Origin of the sequence: Variovorax sp. CF079 (assembly GCF_900101545.1) — a bacterium.
Classification (GTDB): Bacteria; Pseudomonadota; Gammaproteobacteria; order Burkholderiales; family Burkholderiaceae_C; genus Variovorax.
This window is the reverse complement of the sequence record NZ_FMZU01000020.1, coordinates 18,762-33,833: the sequence shown is the minus strand read 5'-3', so window position 1 is coordinate 33,833 and position 15,072 is coordinate 18,762. Positions and strand designations below refer to the sequence as shown.

The following is a 15,072-nucleotide window of genomic DNA, read 5'->3' as shown; positions in this document are numbered from 1 at the left end:
GAAAGCCTAGAGCTCAGGCGGCGAGCAGCGCATCGACGCGCCGCAATCCCTCCAGGGTCTTCACGCAGGCCTCGGCCACTTCCGTGCCCTTGACCGCGAAATGGCGGTGGAAGTACTTGCGGTGCTCGATGTGTTCGTGGAAGTGGTGTGGCGTGAGCACGGCCGAGAAGACCGGCACGTCGGTCTCGAGCTGCACCTGCATCAACGACTGGACCACCGTGCTGGCGACGAACTCGTGGCGGTAGATTCCGCCGTCGACCACCAGCGCGCAGCCGACGATGCCGGCATAGCGCCCCGAGTTGGCGAGCCGCTTGGCATGCAGCGGGATCTCAAAGGCGCCGGGCACGTCGAAGATGTCGATGCTGTCCTGCGGCACGCCTTGGCGCTGCATTTCCTCGAGGAAGGCGTCGCGCGCCTGGTGGACGATATCCGAATGCCATTGCGCCTGCACGAAGGCGATGCGCCGGCCGCGCGGTGCTTCCGTCGACGCGACGGCGGAGAGGGGAAGGTCGTTGATCTGACTCATGGTTTGCCTTTTGAAGAAGGGTTTCCTGAATCAGGGCGCACGAACCCGAGGCCCGGCACGCGCGCGAACGCGCCTGCCCGGCAACGGGATCGCGCTCTCTTTCATCCGGACTGTGACCGTCGGCCCCGGGATCTCACCAGGTCTGCTGACCCTGCGGCGCATTGCACGCCGCAGGCGCTCGCGGGCTCGTGCGAACGTGTCGCCATCACCGCCGGTGGGGAATTCCACCCCGCCCTGAGAACGCTTTGCCGCTGCGCTTTCGTGCGGCGGCCCGGCGATTCTAGGAGCCGGGCGGCGAGCCGGTTGTCGCGCGTGCGGCAGACCTCGCGTGGCGCGGGGCTTTCGCTGGAAATGCAATGAAATGGTTGCGTTTTACGTTCGCACTGCCTAATATGCAGCCAGGAGGTTGCATATGAATGCATCCACGGACCGCATCGAAAGAAAGATCCTGCTCAAGGCCGCGCGCTCGCGGGTCTGGCGCGCGCTGTCGAACGCCGAGGAGTTCGGCGAATGGTTTCGCGTGTCGCTGAAGGGGCAGGCCTTCGTCGCCGGCCAGCGCGCACGGGGACACATCACCTATCCGGGTTACGAACATCTGGTCTTCGATGTGCTGGTCGAGCGCATCGAACCGGAGCGCCTGCTGGCCCTGCGCTGGCATCCGGCCGCGATCGATGCCGCTGTCGACTATTCGAAGGAGCCGACCACGCTGGTCGAGTTCGAGCTTACCGAAGTCGAGGGCGGCACCTTGCTCACGCTGGTCGAATCCGGCTTCGACAAGATCCCGCCGGAACGCCGGCTGGAGGCCTTCCGCATGAACAGCGGCGGCTGGGACGAGCAGATGAAGAACATCGAGAAGCATGTCGCCACGCCCTAGCGCGCCGGTGAAGCTGAAGAAGCTGGCCCTGAAGAACTCGGCGTCGATCTTCGCGGCGCTGGGCGACGAGACGCGCCTGCGCCTGGTCACCGTGCTGTGCGCTGGCGGCGCGATGTCGATCGCGCAGCTCACATCCGGCACCGAGATCACGCGGCAAGCCGTCACCAAGCACCTGCAGGTGCTGGCCGGCGCGGGCCTGGTGCATGACCTGAAGGTCGGGCGCGAACGGCTCTGGGAGCTCGAGCGGGCGCGGCTGGAAGAAGGCCGGCGTTCGCTCGACGCCATCGCCCAGCAGTGGGATCAGGCGCTCATGCGGCTGAAGGTGGCCGTAGAGGATTGAGCGCCGGTGGCCGCCTGGCCATGAACTCGCTCACGCGCTGCAGCTCGTCGTCGAGCGCCGCGCGAAAGGCCGCGTCGCGCGGCTTCGCGCCGGCATAGCCGAAGGCCGGTTGCAGCCGGCCTTCGCGCGCTGTGACGTTGGCCCAGCCGATCACGCGGTCGTGCCACAACAGGGGCAGCGCGTAGTAGCCGAACTGGCGTTTCGCAGGCGCGAGCCGGCGTGGACGTTTTATCTTCGCGGGGACGTGATCTTGGCCACGCCGAACGCCTCAGCGGTGATCGTCACGACCGGGCATGGGGTTGCACAGAAGACGATGCTCTACAAGCTCGCGGCCGTGCTCTTGGAGTCTGGCCGATTCCTGCCGCGTGCGCCTACACCAGCGCCTGCACGCTAAGAGCGAAAGCGGTCTGACATCACTGTCAGACCTATCAGCGCCACTGCTTCTCCGGAGCTTTCCATGCAGCGGTGGCGTTGCTGCCGCTGCCGGCGACCTGGGTCGCCGGCCACAGCAGGGTATGGAGCAGAGTGACGGTCTCCGGCAGGGTGCCGGCTGCGACAGCGATGCGGCTCTTGTTCAGGAAAGCCTGCCATTGGCGACGCTTGACGTCGTCATCGCCGAATGCCGGGGTCAGCGCAGTCGGAGCCTGGGTGGGCAGGGCGGTGCCGCGGCGCGCAAAGGTGGCCGCAATGGCGCGCGCCAACGTGGCGCCGTCGAGATCGGTCCGCTGCGCGATGAAGGCGATGTCGAAGAAGTCCTTCATGCGGGTGTTGGCCAAGCCGAGCACTGTCATCGCGTGGAACTTCTCGGCGATGACGGTATAGATTGGGTAGACCTTGAGCGTGGGCGCGGCCAAGTCATCGAGAAGCACCGGGAACACGATGGTCTGGGGCTCGGGTGTGACTGCGTCGCCGAACCCGACGTCAATCTGCAGAGCGCAGCGCACGTTGCCGATGCGGCCGGTGAGGCGCACGCGCAGTCCGCCGTAGCGGTTGTCCTCGCGGATCACATCGGCGCGAACAGACTGGGGATCGAAGGCGATGCCGTCGTGGAGGTCGATGGCGGCGATATCGCGGAAGGTCGCGATCAGTGTCTCGGCGTCGTCGGGGCCAAAGCCCAGCAGGTCGGCGTCACGCGTCGGACGGTGGGGCTGGTCGTACCAGAGCGAGAAGAGCAGGGCACCTTTGAGCAGGAAGCGGTCCGCGTGCGCGGACGCAGCGACGCGGCACAGCAGTCGTTCCAGCGCGAAGCGGTTCAGCAGCAGGTTGTAGTCGTCGCCGCGCTGCTTCGCCAGGTTCAACAGGCGGGCAAGCACCGAGGCCCCGAGGTTTGCCGTCATGCGACGACGGTTTCCAGGTAGGGCTGCATGACCTGGGCCACGCGATTGATCTTGGCGTAGCGTGTCACTTCATCGATGTTCAGCTTGCGCTGGCGCCAGGCCTCCTTGAGCGCTTCAAGAGCCACGTCGAGCCCGACCTTGTGGCGGAACTTGAAGCAGTCAGTGATGGTCTTGGACAGGCTGTAGACGCGGATCGTCGAGCCATGCTCGACGATGGTCTCGATGCCTTCGCTGTAGGCCATGCCGCGCAGGCGCGCGATGCGCAGCGATGGATAGTCGATGGCGGGCGTCTGCGTCGCCTCGGGCAGCGCTATCCAGACCTCATGGGGGAGCTGCGTGCCGATCTCGTGAAACTGCAGCGCGGAGAGCAGGCAGATGACGGCCTTGGGCACACGCCGGCAGACCTCGACAAGCGATTGGTGCTCGGTCATCTCGCTGTCTGGCAGGCTGTAGAGGCCGCGGGTGACGCGTTGGAGCTGACCGGTCCGGTGGAGCTTGAGGAGAAGTTGCGGCGACCAGCCGTGCGAGCGCAGATCAGCCGCGCTCAGCAGTCGCTGGCGGCGGGCGAGTTCGAGTATGCGTGCGGTCTGGGTAAGTGGCACCTGGGAAGTTTAATGTACGCATCACTTGTCAGCAAGTCATGCGTCATTTCGCCAACCAGAGGACCGTACCGAGCAGCCCGAGAACGACGGCACCGTTCACTTGTGGGCTCTGTGGCTTCTCGCCCATCAGCCAGGTGGCGTAGTGCTCACAGTTGCGATTCCACAGGTCGTAGGGCGGCGTGCGGCCGACCGACTGTGAGCGCGCCTCGCGCGGCAGGAAGCCGTAGTTGACGAGGCAGCCCTCGTCGATCGCCAACCTGGCGTGTCGGCTTTCGAGATCGCCCGCACGGTAGTCCTCGACGCGGTGGCGCAGCGTCAGGTCCTGCGCGCGCGCCGGCGCGCGGATCGGATCGGCCTGCACGAAGCCGAGGCGCCGGATCGCGCGCGGGAGGGTCGTGGCCTTGAAGAGGGTGCGCGCCACGGGCATAGCGGCGCAGGTCGTCGAGGGTCGGTTCAGCCATGCGGCGGATTGCGGCACAACCGCCTGCCGCGTGCAGCGCGGCTCAGACCGCGCTGCAATGGCGCTCGATGCAGGTGTCGAGCACTTCCTCGCCGGGGCGCTGCCACCAGTCGAGCGCCGAGAAGATCTCGACTTCGCTGAAGCCGTCGAAGCCGGCGGCCTCGACCCAGCCGCGGATCTTCTTCAGCTCGACCACGCCGTCGCCCATCATCCCGCGGTCGCTCAGCAGGTCGCGCGTGGGTGTGAGCCAGTCGCAGACGTGGTAGGCGAGCAGGCGTTGCTTGCCGGCGCGCGCGATCTGCTGCTGCAGCTTCGGGTCCCACCATACGTGGTAAATGTCGAGCGCGACGCCGAGCATGCCCGAGCGCTGCGGATCGAGTTCGTCGCACAGGTCCAGCGCGTGCTCGAGCGTGTTGATGCAGGCGCGGTCGGCCGCCTGCATGGGATGCAGGGGCTCGATGGCGAGCGGCATGCCGACCCCGCGCGCGTAGTCGAGCGAGGCGGCGATGCCGTCGTGCACTTCGCTGCGCGCGCGAGACAGATCCTTGTAGGCCGCATTGCCTTCGAGCGCGCCGGGCAGGGAGCCGACCACCAGCACGAGACAGGGCGCACCCAGCAGCTTGGCTTCGTCGATGGCGCGGCGGTTGTCGTCCAGCGAGGCCGCGAGGCCGGCCGCATCGGGCGCCGGAAAGAAGCCGCCGCGGCAGTAACCCGACAGGCCGATGCCGTGCGCCTTGAGCTGCTTCGCGATCCTGTCGATGCCGGCGGCGGCGACCTGGTCGCGCCAGGGGCTGATGGCGCGGATGCCGCGCGCGGCGCACTGGTCGATGATGCGGTCGAGCGCCACTTCGGCGCCGCGTTGCTTGCGCACGGTGGCGGTGTTGATGGAGAGCCACTCGTGGTTTTGAGAGAAATCGCGCATGGGGAAAAATTCGAAGCGAAGGGGTGGTGAAGAATCAGATGGCGAGCGCCGTCATGGCGTCGAAGTCGGGCATCGCGGCGCTCGCGAAACCAGGGCAGTCCAGTGAGGCGAGGGCGATGCGGCCGTTCGCGATACGCAGGCGCACCGCGCCGTGCGAGCGCTCGTAGAGATCGCCGTGCGCATCGAGAAAAGCTCGCTGCTCTTCGACCGGCAGCGCGGCCATGCCGTCGACGTAATGGTGGCCGTTGCGCTCCACGTGCGTGATGCCCAGCAGGTTGACCAGCGCCAGGTCCTGCTGCACGGCCAGGCCGGCCTGCGTCGTCAGGTCCTCGGCCGACATGAAGTAGCGGATCTGCGAGGGCTCGGCGTTCCATGCCGCGCAGCGCGCCGCATTGAGCAGCGACTTGTAGAAGCCCTTGCAGGTTTTCGAGGACACGCCGGCATAGCCGCGCGCCCGGGCCTGGACGAAGCTGTCGAGCTCGCCGTCGGACTCGTCGATGATCACCGGCTTGCCGATGCTCGCGCTGCGCAGGTCGCGAAGGTCGCGCTCGAGCGCGAGCTTGCGCGCGATCGGCTGCTCGACGAAAAGGATCGAGGCGTAGAGGCGCGCAAGCGCGGGCGTTTCGCGCATGCGCGCCATCAGCTCGGCGATGCCGGCCGCGTCGGTGTATTGCTCGTTGCCGTCGAGCGAGACGAAGTAGGGTTCGGCGGTGCGGTCCAGCACGGCTTCGATCGCGCCGAGGCGCGCGAGGTCGGCATCGATGTCGCCGCCCACCTTGAGCTTGAAATAGCGGTGGCCGTAGACGCGCACCACGTCCTCGAGCGTTTCCGGCAGGCCGTCGGCCACGGGCTCCTTCAGCTCGGTCGCAGTGATGGCGTCGACCATGCCGACGGTGTGGCGTGCCTCGATGTGCGCGGCGGGCGCGAGACCGGCGAGGAAAGCGTCCATTCCCAACCCGTCGAACTCGGGCCGCGCCGACCCGATGCCGGCCGCGTTGCTGCGCACCGCTGCGTAGAAGGACATCTGCAGCGCGCGGCACAGCGCATCGAGCACCGCGCGGTCGAGCAGCGCCGGTCCGTAGCTGGCCAGGAGAGGATTGAAGCCGAGCCGCCCGGCCGCCAGACGGTGCGCATCGTGGTGCCGCGCGAAGTGGCCGAAGGCGCTCCCGGGCGTGGCGTCGCTCAGGTAGGCCTCGCGCGCGAGGGCGGTGACGCGGCGCAGCTGGTCGAAGTTGTCCTCGTTGCTGAGCGCGAGGTTCTTGTCGAACCACTTGGGCGCCATCAGCTCGGCGGCGGCGCCCCAGGCGCTTTGCCCGTCGGCGAACACGATGCGAACGTGCGCGAAGACCTGGGGACATTCGGTCAGCGTCACCACGCCGAAGCGGAAGGGCAGGCGCAGCACCACCGGGCGCTCGTACAGTGCGATCTCGCGGATCACGAAGCGCGGTGCCTCAACCATGGCGAGCTCCTGCGGCTTCCTCGAGCCCGCGCAAATAGCCGATGGCCCGCGCGGCCGAGCCCATGCCGTCGGGCACGTAGTCGAAAGGCTCGACCGCGACGATGCCCTCGTAGTGGCCGCTGTCCTGCATCTCGCGCACGGTCGCCAGGATGGGCGCGAAGCGCATCTCGCCTTGCCCCGGCCCGCGGCGGTTGGGGTCGTTCACCTGCACGTGGGCAATGTGGCCGGTGGGTATCCAGCGGCGCATCAGTGCGGGCACGTCTTCGGCCTCGACCTGGCCTGCAGCACTGCAATCGATCATGGTCTTGAAGGCGGGCGAGGCGATGGCTTGCACCAGCTCGACCGCCTGGGCCACGGTGTTCAGCAGGTCGGTCTCGGTTGTGGACAGCGGCTCGATGCAATAGACCACGCCGCACTGCTGCGCGGACCGCGCGGCGGCCGCCAGGCATTCGCGTGCGCGTTCGAGCGCCGCCGCCTGCGTATCGCCCGGTGGCACCGAGCGCTGCTTCGGCGAGCCGTGCACCAGGTAGCGCCCGCCCATCAGCGCGCAGAGCTCGACCAGGCGCTGCATGACGGCAGTGGTCCGTTGCCGCAAAGCGGCGTCGGCGCTGACGATCGACAGGCCCGCGGGCGCGACCAGCAGCCAGTGCAGTCCACTGATCTCGATGCCGTGGTCCCGCGCCATGCGGCCGAAGGCGCGCGCCTGCGCGTCGCCGATGGCCATCGGGTCCACCGCGAGCGTGAAGGGCGCCACTTCCAGTGCGTCGTAGCCGAGGGCGGCCGCGGCGCGGCACTGCGCCTCGAAGGGCATCTGCTTCAGAACCTCGTTGCAAAGAGAGAACTTCATCGGCGTCAGTCTTTGTTCAGGCACTGCGGCGGAACACGAAGCGTTTGGCGCCGCCCCAGGCACGCCGCAGGCGAACGTTCACCGCCGGGATGTACATCAGCATGGTGAGGATGGTGACGGCAGCCAGCGCCGCGCAGATGGGCCGCGTGAAGAAGGGCGCGATGCTGCCGTCGGACAGCACCAGGCCGCGGCGCAGGCTCTTGTCCAGCAACTCGCCCAGCACCAGGCCCAGCACGAAAGGCGCCATCTCGTAGCCGCGGCGGCGCAGGAAGAAGGCGCCGACACCGATGGCCAGCATGCAATAGACGTCGAACAGGCGCGAGGCGATCGCGAAGGCGCCCACGGTGCACAGCACGAAGATCACCGGCATCAACACCGAACGGCGCACGCGCAGCACATGCAGCAGCGGCCGCACCAGGAAGAGCCCGAAGATCAGGATGCTGAAGGTGGCCAGCGTGGTCATCGCCACCACGTCGTAGACGAACTGCGGCGTCTTGATCATGAGCATCGGGCCGGGCTGGATGCCGTGGATGATCATCGCCGCCATCAGCACCGCCGCCGGCGCCGAGCCCGGAATGCCCAGCGCCAGCGCCGGAATGATGCCGCCGGGAATGGCCGACATGTCGCCGGTCTCGGCCGCCATCAGGCCGTCGATCGAGCCCTTGCCGAACTGCTCGCGCTCGGGGCTCACCGTCTTGGCGGCCGCATAGGACATCCACGCGCCCGAGTCCTCGCCGATGCCGGGCAGGATGCCGGTCACCACGCCGATCACGCCGGAGCGGATCACGGTGCGCCAGTACTTCACGACCTCGCGGAAGCGCGGCAGCACGGAGTCCTTCATCTCGACGATCTTGCGCTCGATGGGATCGGCCAGCGAGGTCAGCACCTCGGCGAAACCGAAGGCGCCGATCAAGGCGGGGATGAGCGCGATGCCGCCGGAGAGCTCGTCCCAGCCGAAGGTGAAGCGGTCGTAGGCGTAGAGGCCTTCCTGGCCGATCTGCGCGACCAGGAGGCCCAGGCAGCCCATGAGCCAGCCCTTGATCGGGTCTTCGCCGACGATGCTGCCCGACATCGCCACGCCGAAGAGCGCGAGCCAGAAGAACTCGAAGGCGCCGAAGGACAGCGCGATCTCGGCCAGCGCGGGCGTGAACATCGCCAGGCACAGCACGCCGAACAAGGTGCCGGTGAAGGCCCCCGAGGTCGCGATGCCGATGGCGCGGCCGGCCTCGCCCTTGCGCGCGAGCGCATAGCCGTCGGCGCACGACGCTGCGTTGGCCGCGGTGCCGGGAATGTTGAGAAGAATGGCGCTGCGGCTGCCGCCGTAGAGCGTGCCGACGTAGGCGCAGATCAGGATCAGGATGGCGTCGTTGGGCGCCATCTTGATGGTGAGCGTGGTCAGGAGCGCGATGCACAGCGTGGCCGACAGGCCCGGCATGCAGCCCACCAGGATTCCCAGCAGTGCCCCGCCAAGCCCGTAGGTGATGGACCAGAAGTTCAGGAAGCTGAGATAGGAGTGCCCCAGCATCTGCAAGCCTTCGAACATGCCGTCTCCTTGGTCTGCGCGTCAGGGCAGGCGCACCAGGAAGAACTCCTGGAACACGAGCGTGACGATGACGCCGGCACCCAGGCCCACGGCCAGCGCGAAGGCCAGGCCGCGGAGGCGCTGGTTCTTCGCCGTCCGCTCCGCGTACTGCAGCAGGCTGATAGTGACGGTGACGAAGATCGCGGCCGCGAGCCAGAAGGGCAGGCCATGGCCCACCAGGCCAGCCGCGAAGCCGATGCACAGCGCCAGCACGGTCCACATGCGGCGCATCTCGGCGTGGTCGGCCTCGGTGCGCGCGTGCGGCACGTGCGGCGCCTTGGCCAACCGGCGCCACGAGCGGTAGAGCATCAAGAGGCCGAAGAACACGATCGCCGCGCCGAGCAAGCCCGGCAGCAGGCCCGGCACGGTGTAGGGGTTGATGTCCTGCCGCTCGAGCCGGTCCATGCGCAGCGAGCCGATGGTGGTCGCGATGCCGAGCGCGATCCAGCCCAGCGACTGCCAGAGGTCCGCGCGCGGCGAGGTCTTGCGCTCGTGCGCCGCGGCCTCGGCCTCCGCCGCGGCGCGTTCGGCGCTGTGGGCGGTGTCGGTCGTCACGGCCGCGCGATGCCGAGCGTCTCGGGCGAGACCTTGGCCTTGCCGCTGTCGAAGAGCAGCCAGGCATTGGCCTGGATGGCCGGCGTGACCGCGGTCTGCGCCTCGGCGCCGTGGAGCGGCGCGAAGAGGGCGCCGCGGCTGGTGGCGTACTTCTTCAGCACCTCGCTCTTGGGGACGTTGTCGACCCAGATCTTCTCGACCGTCTTGACCACCTCGTCGGGCACGCCCTTGGGAATGAAGATGCCGAAATAGTTGACCGGCGCCTTGAAGCCGGGCAGCGTCTTGGCGAGCGGCTCGATGGAGCCGAAGCCTTCGAGTTCCAGCGCCTTGTCGCTCACCGTGGCCAGCGGCCGGATGCGCTTGCCGCGGATCATGTCGGCCTGCTCGACCGCGAGCTGCGTCGTGACCTCGGTCTCGCCGGCCACCGTTGCCACCACCGCCGGGTTGCCGCCGTCGTAGGTGACGTGGCGGTACTTGACGCCCGTGGTCTTGGCGATGAGTTCCATCGCGTTGTGGCCGGCCGAGGTCACGCCCGCGGTGGCCACGCTGATCTGGCCGGGCTTGGCCTTCATCGCGTCCAGCAGATCCTTGGCGTTCTTGTACGGCGCGGCCGCATTCACGCCGATGACCTGGACGTTGGCGACATTGAGGAACAGGTGCCAGTCGGCGATCTTGGTCTTGAGCATGCCCAGCGTCTCGTAGGAGCCCAGGTCCTGCGCTGCGCCCGCCGTCCAGGTGTAGCCGTCCTTGGGCGCGTCGAGCGCGCTCTTGCTGCCGATCGAGCCCGAGGCGCCGGGCTGGTTGACGATCACCACCTTCTGGCCCAGCGTCTTTTCGATCTCCGCCGCCGTGACGCGCGTCACCTGGTCGGTGGAGCCGCCGGCGGCCCAGGGCACGATGATGGTGATGGGCCGCTCGGGCTTCCACTGCTGGGCCAGGACGGGCCCGCCCAGCGTGGCGAGTGCCGCGGCGAAGGCGATGCTTCGGATCAAGGTGCGCTTCTGCATGGTGTCTCCTGGGGTGAGTTGGACTGGGGAAACGGGATGCGGGAACCTTTGAAAAGTGAAGCGGCGCTCAGCTCAGCCAGCGCTTCAGGTGTTCGGCAACGAAGCCGTCGTCGTGCAGATCGGGGTAGGCGTCGTGCACGCGCGTGAGTTCGCTGTCCTGGCCCGGGCTCAGGCCTTCCTGCGGATCGAGGCACCAGGTGCCGGCCAGCAGGCCCTGGCGCCTGAGCACCTCGTGGCAGCCGGCGATGCAGCCGCGGAAATCGTTGGCGACGTCGAACAGGGCGGCGTTGCAGTCGGTCACTTGCGCGTCGAGCGCGAGCATGTCGGCGGGCACGGCGCCGGACGGAACCATGTCGTGGATGCGCGCCAGCAGCTGCACGGCGCGGCGCGTCCACACGCTCCAGTGGCCGAGCAGCCCACCCTTGATGCGCACCGTCACTTCCTTGCCGTCGCGCACGAAGCGGTAGGGCGTGAGCAGGTCCAGCACGATGTGATCGTCGTTGCCGGTGTAGAGCGTGACGCGCGCCTCGGCGCCGGCCTCGACCACGCCGCGCAGCACGTCCAGCGTGCGGTAGCGGTTGAAGGGCGCCATCTTGATGGCCACCACGTTGTCGATCGCGGCGAAGCGGCGCCAGAAGCTCGTGGGCAGGTGGATGCCACCGACCGCGGGCTGCAGGTAGAAGCCCACCAGCGGCATGAGCTCGGCGATGGCGCGGCAGTGGTCGATGAGCGCGTCTTCGCTCGCGCCCTTCAGCGCGGCCAGGCTCAGCAGGCCGGCGTGGTAGCCCAGCCCGCGTGCGGTGATCGCTTCGGCGCCGGCTTGCGCGGTCGAGCCGGCCAGGCCGGCGACCATGAAGAGCGGGCGCCTGCCGTCCAGCGTTTCCCAGGTGAGCGCTTCCTGCATCGCGAGTTCGAGCACCGGCTTGTAGAGGCCCGCCTCGCGGATTGCGAACTGCGTCGAGTGCACGCCCACGGCCAGGCCGCCGGCGCCGGCGTCGAGGTAGTAGCGGCTCATCGCGCGCTGGCGGCGCTCGTCGAGCTTGCGATCGGCATCGAGTGCCAGCAGGTGCGCCGGAATCACTGCGCCGCGCTTGAGCAGCGCGAGCGAGGCGGGCGGGATTTCGGAGTAGTGCATGGTCAGTACTTGCCGTCGCGCGCCTCGAAGTGCGTGGGCTTGCCGAGGCTGGCCATGCCGCGACGCGTCCAGTCGGCCGTCCAGTCCAGCATGCGCGCGAGCGTGACCTGCTGCGGGCCGAAGAGTTCGAAAGCGCGGCTGCAGTCGATCAGCCAGGCGGTGTCGGCCTCGCGGCCGATGAAGACCGCTTCGACGCCGAGGCGCTGCGCGAGTCCTTCCGCGGCCTCGCGGATGGAAATGGCCGGCCCGCTCAGGTTGAGTGGCGAGGTCGGCGTGTCGCAGTGGGCCAGGGCGCGCAGCGTCCAATCGTTGGCCTCGCCCTGCCAGATGATGTTGGCATGGCCCATGGCCAAGTCGATCGGCGCGCGCGCGATGAGCTTCTGCGCCAGGTCGTGCAGCACGCCGTAGCGCATGTCGATCGCGTACGAGAGTCGGATCAGCCGCCCCGCGGTGCCGTGCCGGTGCGAGAAGTGCTGGAACATGCGCTCGCGCGCGACGCAGGAGTTCGCGTATTCGCCGGCCGGCGGCGTGGGCGGCACCTCTTCGCGTGCGCCCGGCCCGTGCACATCGGCGAACGGGTACACGCAGGCGGTCGAGAAGGCCACGATGCGGGAGCTGCGCCAACGCTCCGCCACCAGTGCCGGCACATGGGCATTCATCGCCCAGGTCAGCCATTCGCTGCCGGACGAGCCGAACTTGCGCCCGGCCATGAAGACCACGTTCGGTGCATCGGGCAGGGTGGCCAGCGCCTCGCGCGAGAGCAGGTCGGCTTCGATGCAGTCGACGCCGTAGCCGTCGAGCCGTTCGCGCAGGCCGGGTTCGGAGAAACGCGCGACACCGATCACGCGCCGGCCCGGCGTCGCGCGCTTGGCCATGCGGGCCAGCGTGGGGCCCATCTTGCCGCCCACGCCCAGCACCAGGATGTCGCCCTCGATCTTCTGCAGCGTCTGCACGAGCGCCGCGGAAGGCTGCGACATCAGGTCCTCGAGCTGCTCGAGGTCTTCGAAGCGGTCGGGCAACGGCATGATGGCGACTCCCGGGTGGTGTGCAATCAGCTGTCCACGCCGTGCATCGCGAGCAGCGTTTTCATGCGCGATACAGCCAACTCCGGCTGCTCCAGCAGATTGGCCGCATCGGCCAGTCGGAACAGCTCGGCGAAATGCGGCAGCGAACGCGTGCTCTGCTGGCCTGCGACCATCGCGAAATGCTTCTGGTGGCCATTGAGCCAGGCCATGAAGACCACGCCGGTCTTGTAGAAGCGCGTGGGCGCCGCGAAGATGTGGCGCGACAGCGCCACCGTGGGGCCCAGGATCGCGTGGAACTTCTCGGTGTGGCCCTGCGCCAGTTCGCCGAGCGCAGCGCTCGCGGCCGGCGCGATGGCGTCGAAAATGCCCAGGAGTGCATCGCTCTTTCCATGCGTGGGCGCGCTGCCGAAGCCGTCCCCCGCGATCAGCTCGGCATAGTTGAAGTCGTCTCCCGTGTACATGCGCACATCCGCCGGCAGGCGGCGGCGCATCGCGATCTCCTTGTCCTTGTCGAGCAGCGAGATCTTGATGCCGTCGACCTTCTGCGGATGGGCGGCGATGATGCTGAGCGCGGTGTCCGTCGCCGCGTCGACATTCTTCGTACCCCAGTAGCCGGCGAGCGCCGGGTCGAACATGTCGCCCAGCCAGTGCAGCACCACCGGCTGCCTCGCCTGCGAGAGGATGCGGTCGTACACGCGCTCGTAGTCGGCCGGGCTCTTCGCGACATGGGCCAGCGCGCGGCTGGCCATCACGATCAGCTTGCCGCCGAGCGCCTCGATGGCTTCCATCTGCTCTTCGTAGGCGCGGATCACGTCATCGACGTTCTTCACGTCGATCAGGTTCAGATGGTCGGTGCCGCAGCCGGAGGCGACCAGTGCGCCCGGCACGTCCTTGGCCGCGTCGAGCGAACGGCGGATCAGCTCCAGCGAGGTCGGCCAGTCCAGGCCCATGCCGCGCTGCGCGGTGTCCATGGCCTCGGCGACGCCCAGGCCCAGCGACCAGAGATGGCGGCGGTAGGCGATGGTGGCGTCCCAGTCGACCGCACATTCCAGCCACGGATCGATCGCGGCCAGCGGATCGGCCACCACATGTGCGGCCGAGTAGGCGATGCGGTTGAAGCGGACGCCCGGCGGCGGCTTGACCGGTGTCGTGCCGCGCAGCGTGTAGGGCGCGAGCTTGCCGCCGGTGGTGGGAAGCGTGAGCGAGAGGGGCATCGCAATCCTCAGATCTTCAGCGCCGGCACGTCGATCCAGCGCCGGTTCTTCCACGATTCGAGCGCGGCCTCCACCAGCTGCACGCCCTTGGCGCCTTCGGGCAAGGTCCACTTGTAGGGCGCGTTCTCCACCACGTGGCGAATGAAGTGCTCCCACTGGATCTTGAAGCCGTTGTCGTAGGCCTGCGAATCGGGGATCTCCTGCCACTGGTCGAAGAAGTTCATGCTCTGCTTCTCGTCCGGGTTCCACACCGGGCGCGGCGTGGCGACGCGCGACTGCGCTCGGCACGACGAGAGCCCGGCCACGGCCGAGCCGTCCGTGCCGTCGACGTGGAAGGTCACGAGGTCGTCGCGGCGCACGCGCGTGGCCCAGCTCATGTTGAGCTGCGCGATCACCGGCTCGCCGTTGTGGCCTTTGAGCTCGCAGGTGGCGTAGGCGGCGTCGTCGGCGGTGGCTTCGTAGGGCTTGCCGTCCTCGTCCCAGCGCTTGGGGATGTGCGTGGCGCCCAGGCAGGAGACCGACTGCACCTCGCCGAACAGGTTGTCCAGTACATAGCGCCAGTGGCACATCATGTCCAGGATCATGCCGCCGCCGTCTTCCTTGCGGTAGTTCCACGAGGGGCGCTGGATCGGCTGCAGGTCGCCCTCGAACACCCAATAGCCGAACTCCAGGCGCACCGAGAGCATGCGGCCGAAGAAGCCGGCGCGGCGCAGCATGTCGAGCTTGCGCAGGCCGGGCAGGAAGAGCTTGTCCTGCACTGCGCCATGCTTGAGGCCCGAGCCCTCTGCCAGACGCGCGATCTCGACGGCTTCGTTGAGGTTGGTGGCGATCGGCTTCTCGCAGTAGACATGCTTGCCGGCACGGATCGCCTTGGCCAGCAGGGTGGGGCGCATCTGCGTGGTGCCGGCGTCGAAGAAGATCGTGTCGTCTTTGTTCTCGAGCGCGCGGTCGAGGTCGGTGCCCCAGCGCTCGATGCCGTGCGCCTTGGCCAGCGCCTCGATCTTCTCGGCGTTGCGGCCGATGAGGATCGGATCGGGCATGACCTTGTCGCCGTTGGAGAGCGGGACGCCGCCCTGCGCGCGGATCGCGACGATCGAGCGGATCAGGTGCTGGTTCATGCCCATGCGTCCGGTGACGCCGTGCATGATGAGTCCGAGTCGTTGCTGTGCCATGTATGTGTTTCCTTC

General features: G+C 68.1%; 15 protein-coding genes, 2 pseudogenes and 1 riboswitch. Of the genes and pseudogenes, 2 read left to right on the top strand and 15 right to left on the bottom strand.

Going from position 1 to position 15,072, the window contains the following annotated elements; all coding sequences use genetic code 11:
- Nucleotides 1-13: 13 nt before the first annotated feature.
- The gene (locus BLS74_RS24610; RefSeq protein ID WP_093109780.1) at nucleotides 14-526 is read right to left on the bottom strand and encodes a 6,7-dimethyl-8-ribityllumazine synthase; all 513 of its coding nucleotides are present in this window, start codon (nucleotides 524-526) and stop codon (nucleotides 14-16) included.
- An 89-nt stretch (nucleotides 527-615) separates the two neighbouring features.
- Nucleotides 616-772, bottom strand: a riboswitch (FMN riboswitch).
- Between the two features lie 166 nt (nucleotides 773-938).
- Here BLS74_RS24610 and BLS74_RS24605 point away from each other — a divergent pair.
- Both BLS74_RS24605 and BLS74_RS24600 read left to right on the top strand, forming a co-directional pair.
- Nucleotides 939-1,400, top strand: a complete 462-nt coding sequence (locus BLS74_RS24605; RefSeq protein WP_093109779.1) for an SRPBCC family protein — start codon at nucleotides 939-941, stop codon at nucleotides 1,398-1,400.
- Complete coding sequence (locus BLS74_RS24600; RefSeq protein ID WP_093109778.1) at nucleotides 1,384-1,740, top strand: ArsR/SmtB family transcription factor; 357 nt, start codon at nucleotides 1,384-1,386, stop codon at nucleotides 1,738-1,740. The genes BLS74_RS24605 and BLS74_RS24600 overlap by 17 nt, the downstream gene beginning before the upstream one ends.
- Here the strand turns inward: BLS74_RS24600 and BLS74_RS24595 are convergent.
- From BLS74_RS24595 to BLS74_RS24530, 14 genes and pseudogenes are all read right to left on the bottom strand, one after another.
- Nucleotides 1,709-1,948, bottom strand: a pseudogene (locus BLS74_RS24595) (hypothetical protein); the annotation flags it as partial. The gene BLS74_RS24600 and the pseudogene BLS74_RS24595 overlap by 32 nt on opposite strands.
- A 220-nt stretch (nucleotides 1,949-2,168) precedes the next feature.
- Entirely contained in the window at nucleotides 2,169-3,077 is a 909-nt protein-coding gene (locus tag BLS74_RS24590; RefSeq protein WP_093109777.1) for a nucleotidyl transferase AbiEii/AbiGii toxin family protein, read from the bottom strand.
- A complete protein-coding gene (locus tag BLS74_RS24585) occupies nucleotides 3,074-3,679 on the bottom strand; it encodes a type IV toxin-antitoxin system AbiEi family antitoxin domain-containing protein (protein WP_093109776.1) in 606 nt (201 codons plus the stop codon). Before BLS74_RS24585 ends, BLS74_RS24590 begins: the two co-directional genes overlap by 4 nt.
- Before the next feature lie 211 nt (nucleotides 3,680-3,890).
- A pseudogene (locus BLS74_RS24580) lies at nucleotides 3,891-4,140 on the bottom strand (crosslink repair DNA glycosylase YcaQ family protein); the annotation flags it as partial.
- A gap of 42 nt (nucleotides 4,141-4,182) precedes the next feature.
- Entirely contained in the window at nucleotides 4,183-5,061 is an 879-nt protein-coding gene (locus BLS74_RS24575; protein WP_093109775.1) for a sugar phosphate isomerase/epimerase family protein, read from the bottom strand.
- Nucleotides 5,062-5,095: 34 nt separating this feature from the next.
- The gene (locus BLS74_RS24570) at nucleotides 5,096-6,520 is read right to left on the bottom strand and encodes an enolase C-terminal domain-like protein (protein WP_093109774.1); all 1,425 of its coding nucleotides are present in this window, start codon (nucleotides 6,518-6,520) and stop codon (nucleotides 5,096-5,098) included.
- Nucleotides 6,513-7,367, bottom strand: a complete 855-nt coding sequence (locus BLS74_RS24565) for a sugar phosphate isomerase/epimerase family protein (protein WP_093109773.1) — start codon at nucleotides 7,365-7,367, stop codon at nucleotides 6,513-6,515. The genes BLS74_RS24570 and BLS74_RS24565 overlap by 8 nt, the downstream gene beginning before the upstream one ends.
- Before the next feature lie 16 nt (nucleotides 7,368-7,383).
- Nucleotides 7,384-8,910: a tripartite tricarboxylate transporter permease gene (locus tag BLS74_RS24560; RefSeq protein ID WP_093109772.1), complete on the bottom strand. Its 1,527-nt coding sequence runs from the start codon at nucleotides 8,908-8,910 to the stop codon at nucleotides 7,384-7,386.
- A gap of 21 nt (nucleotides 8,911-8,931) precedes the next feature.
- Nucleotides 8,932-9,504, bottom strand: coding sequence for a tripartite tricarboxylate transporter TctB family protein (locus BLS74_RS24555; protein ID WP_093109771.1), 573 nt, complete (start codon nucleotides 9,502-9,504; stop codon nucleotides 8,932-8,934).
- Nucleotides 9,501-10,511, bottom strand: a complete 1,011-nt coding sequence (locus BLS74_RS24550) for a Bug family tripartite tricarboxylate transporter substrate binding protein (protein ID WP_093109770.1) — start codon at nucleotides 10,509-10,511, stop codon at nucleotides 9,501-9,503. The genes BLS74_RS24555 and BLS74_RS24550 overlap by 4 nt, the downstream gene beginning before the upstream one ends.
- Before the next feature lie 67 nt (nucleotides 10,512-10,578).
- Nucleotides 10,579-11,646, bottom strand: coding sequence for a dihydrodipicolinate synthase family protein (locus BLS74_RS24545; protein ID WP_093109769.1), 1,068 nt, complete (start codon nucleotides 11,644-11,646; stop codon nucleotides 10,579-10,581).
- A 2-nt stretch (nucleotides 11,647-11,648) separates the two neighbouring features.
- Nucleotides 11,649-12,671, bottom strand: a complete 1,023-nt coding sequence (locus BLS74_RS24540) for an NAD-dependent epimerase/dehydratase family protein (protein WP_093109768.1) — start codon at nucleotides 12,669-12,671, stop codon at nucleotides 11,649-11,651.
- A gap of 26 nt (nucleotides 12,672-12,697) precedes the next feature.
- Nucleotides 12,698-13,885, bottom strand: a complete 1,188-nt coding sequence (locus tag BLS74_RS24535) for a dihydrodipicolinate synthase family protein (protein ID WP_093109767.1) — start codon at nucleotides 13,883-13,885, stop codon at nucleotides 12,698-12,700.
- Between the two features lie 8 nt (nucleotides 13,886-13,893).
- Nucleotides 13,894-15,057 (bottom strand): Gfo/Idh/MocA family protein, encoded by a 1,164-nt coding sequence (locus BLS74_RS24530; protein ID WP_093109766.1) that lies wholly within the window; start codon nucleotides 15,055-15,057, stop codon nucleotides 13,894-13,896.
- Between the last annotated feature and the right edge of the window lie 15 nt (nucleotides 15,058-15,072).

Excerpts from the sequence above, each read along its gene's own strand:
- BLS74_RS24530 (WP_093109766.1), bottom strand. The coding sequence starts at position 15,057 with ATGGCACAGCAACGACTCGGACTCATCATGCACGGCGTCACCGGACGC.
- BLS74_RS24600 (WP_093109778.1), top strand. The coding sequence starts at position 1,384 with ATGTCGCCACGCCCTAGCGCGCCGGTGAAGCTGAAGAAGCTGGCCCTG.
- BLS74_RS24590 (WP_093109777.1), bottom strand. The coding sequence starts at position 3,077 with ATGACGGCAAACCTCGGGGCCTCGGTGCTTGCCCGCCTGTTGAACCTG.
- BLS74_RS24550 (WP_093109770.1), bottom strand. The coding sequence starts at position 10,511 with ATGCAGAAGCGCACCTTGATCCGAAGCATCGCCTTCGCCGCGGCACTC.
- BLS74_RS24610 (WP_093109780.1), bottom strand. The coding sequence starts at position 526 with ATGAGTCAGATCAACGACCTTCCCCTCTCCGCCGTCGCGTCGACGGAA.
- BLS74_RS24575 (WP_093109775.1), bottom strand. The coding sequence starts at position 5,061 with ATGCGCGATTTCTCTCAAAACCACGAGTGGCTCTCCATCAACACCGCC.
- BLS74_RS24565 (WP_093109773.1), bottom strand. The coding sequence starts at position 7,367 with ATGAAGTTCTCTCTTTGCAACGAGGTTCTGAAGCAGATGCCCTTCGAG.
- BLS74_RS24540 (WP_093109768.1), bottom strand. The coding sequence starts at position 12,671 with ATGCCGTTGCCCGACCGCTTCGAAGACCTCGAGCAGCTCGAGGACCTG.
- BLS74_RS24535 (WP_093109767.1), bottom strand. The coding sequence starts at position 13,885 with ATGCCCCTCTCGCTCACGCTTCCCACCACCGGCGGCAAGCTCGCGCCC.
- BLS74_RS24605 (WP_093109779.1), top strand. The coding sequence starts at position 939 with ATGAATGCATCCACGGACCGCATCGAAAGAAAGATCCTGCTCAAGGCC.
- BLS74_RS24545 (WP_093109769.1), bottom strand. The coding sequence starts at position 11,646 with ATGCACTACTCCGAAATCCCGCCCGCCTCGCTCGCGCTGCTCAAGCGC.
- BLS74_RS24560 (WP_093109772.1), bottom strand. The coding sequence starts at position 8,910 with ATGTTCGAAGGCTTGCAGATGCTGGGGCACTCCTATCTCAGCTTCCTG.
- BLS74_RS24570 (WP_093109774.1), bottom strand. The coding sequence starts at position 6,520 with ATGGTTGAGGCACCGCGCTTCGTGATCCGCGAGATCGCACTGTACGAG.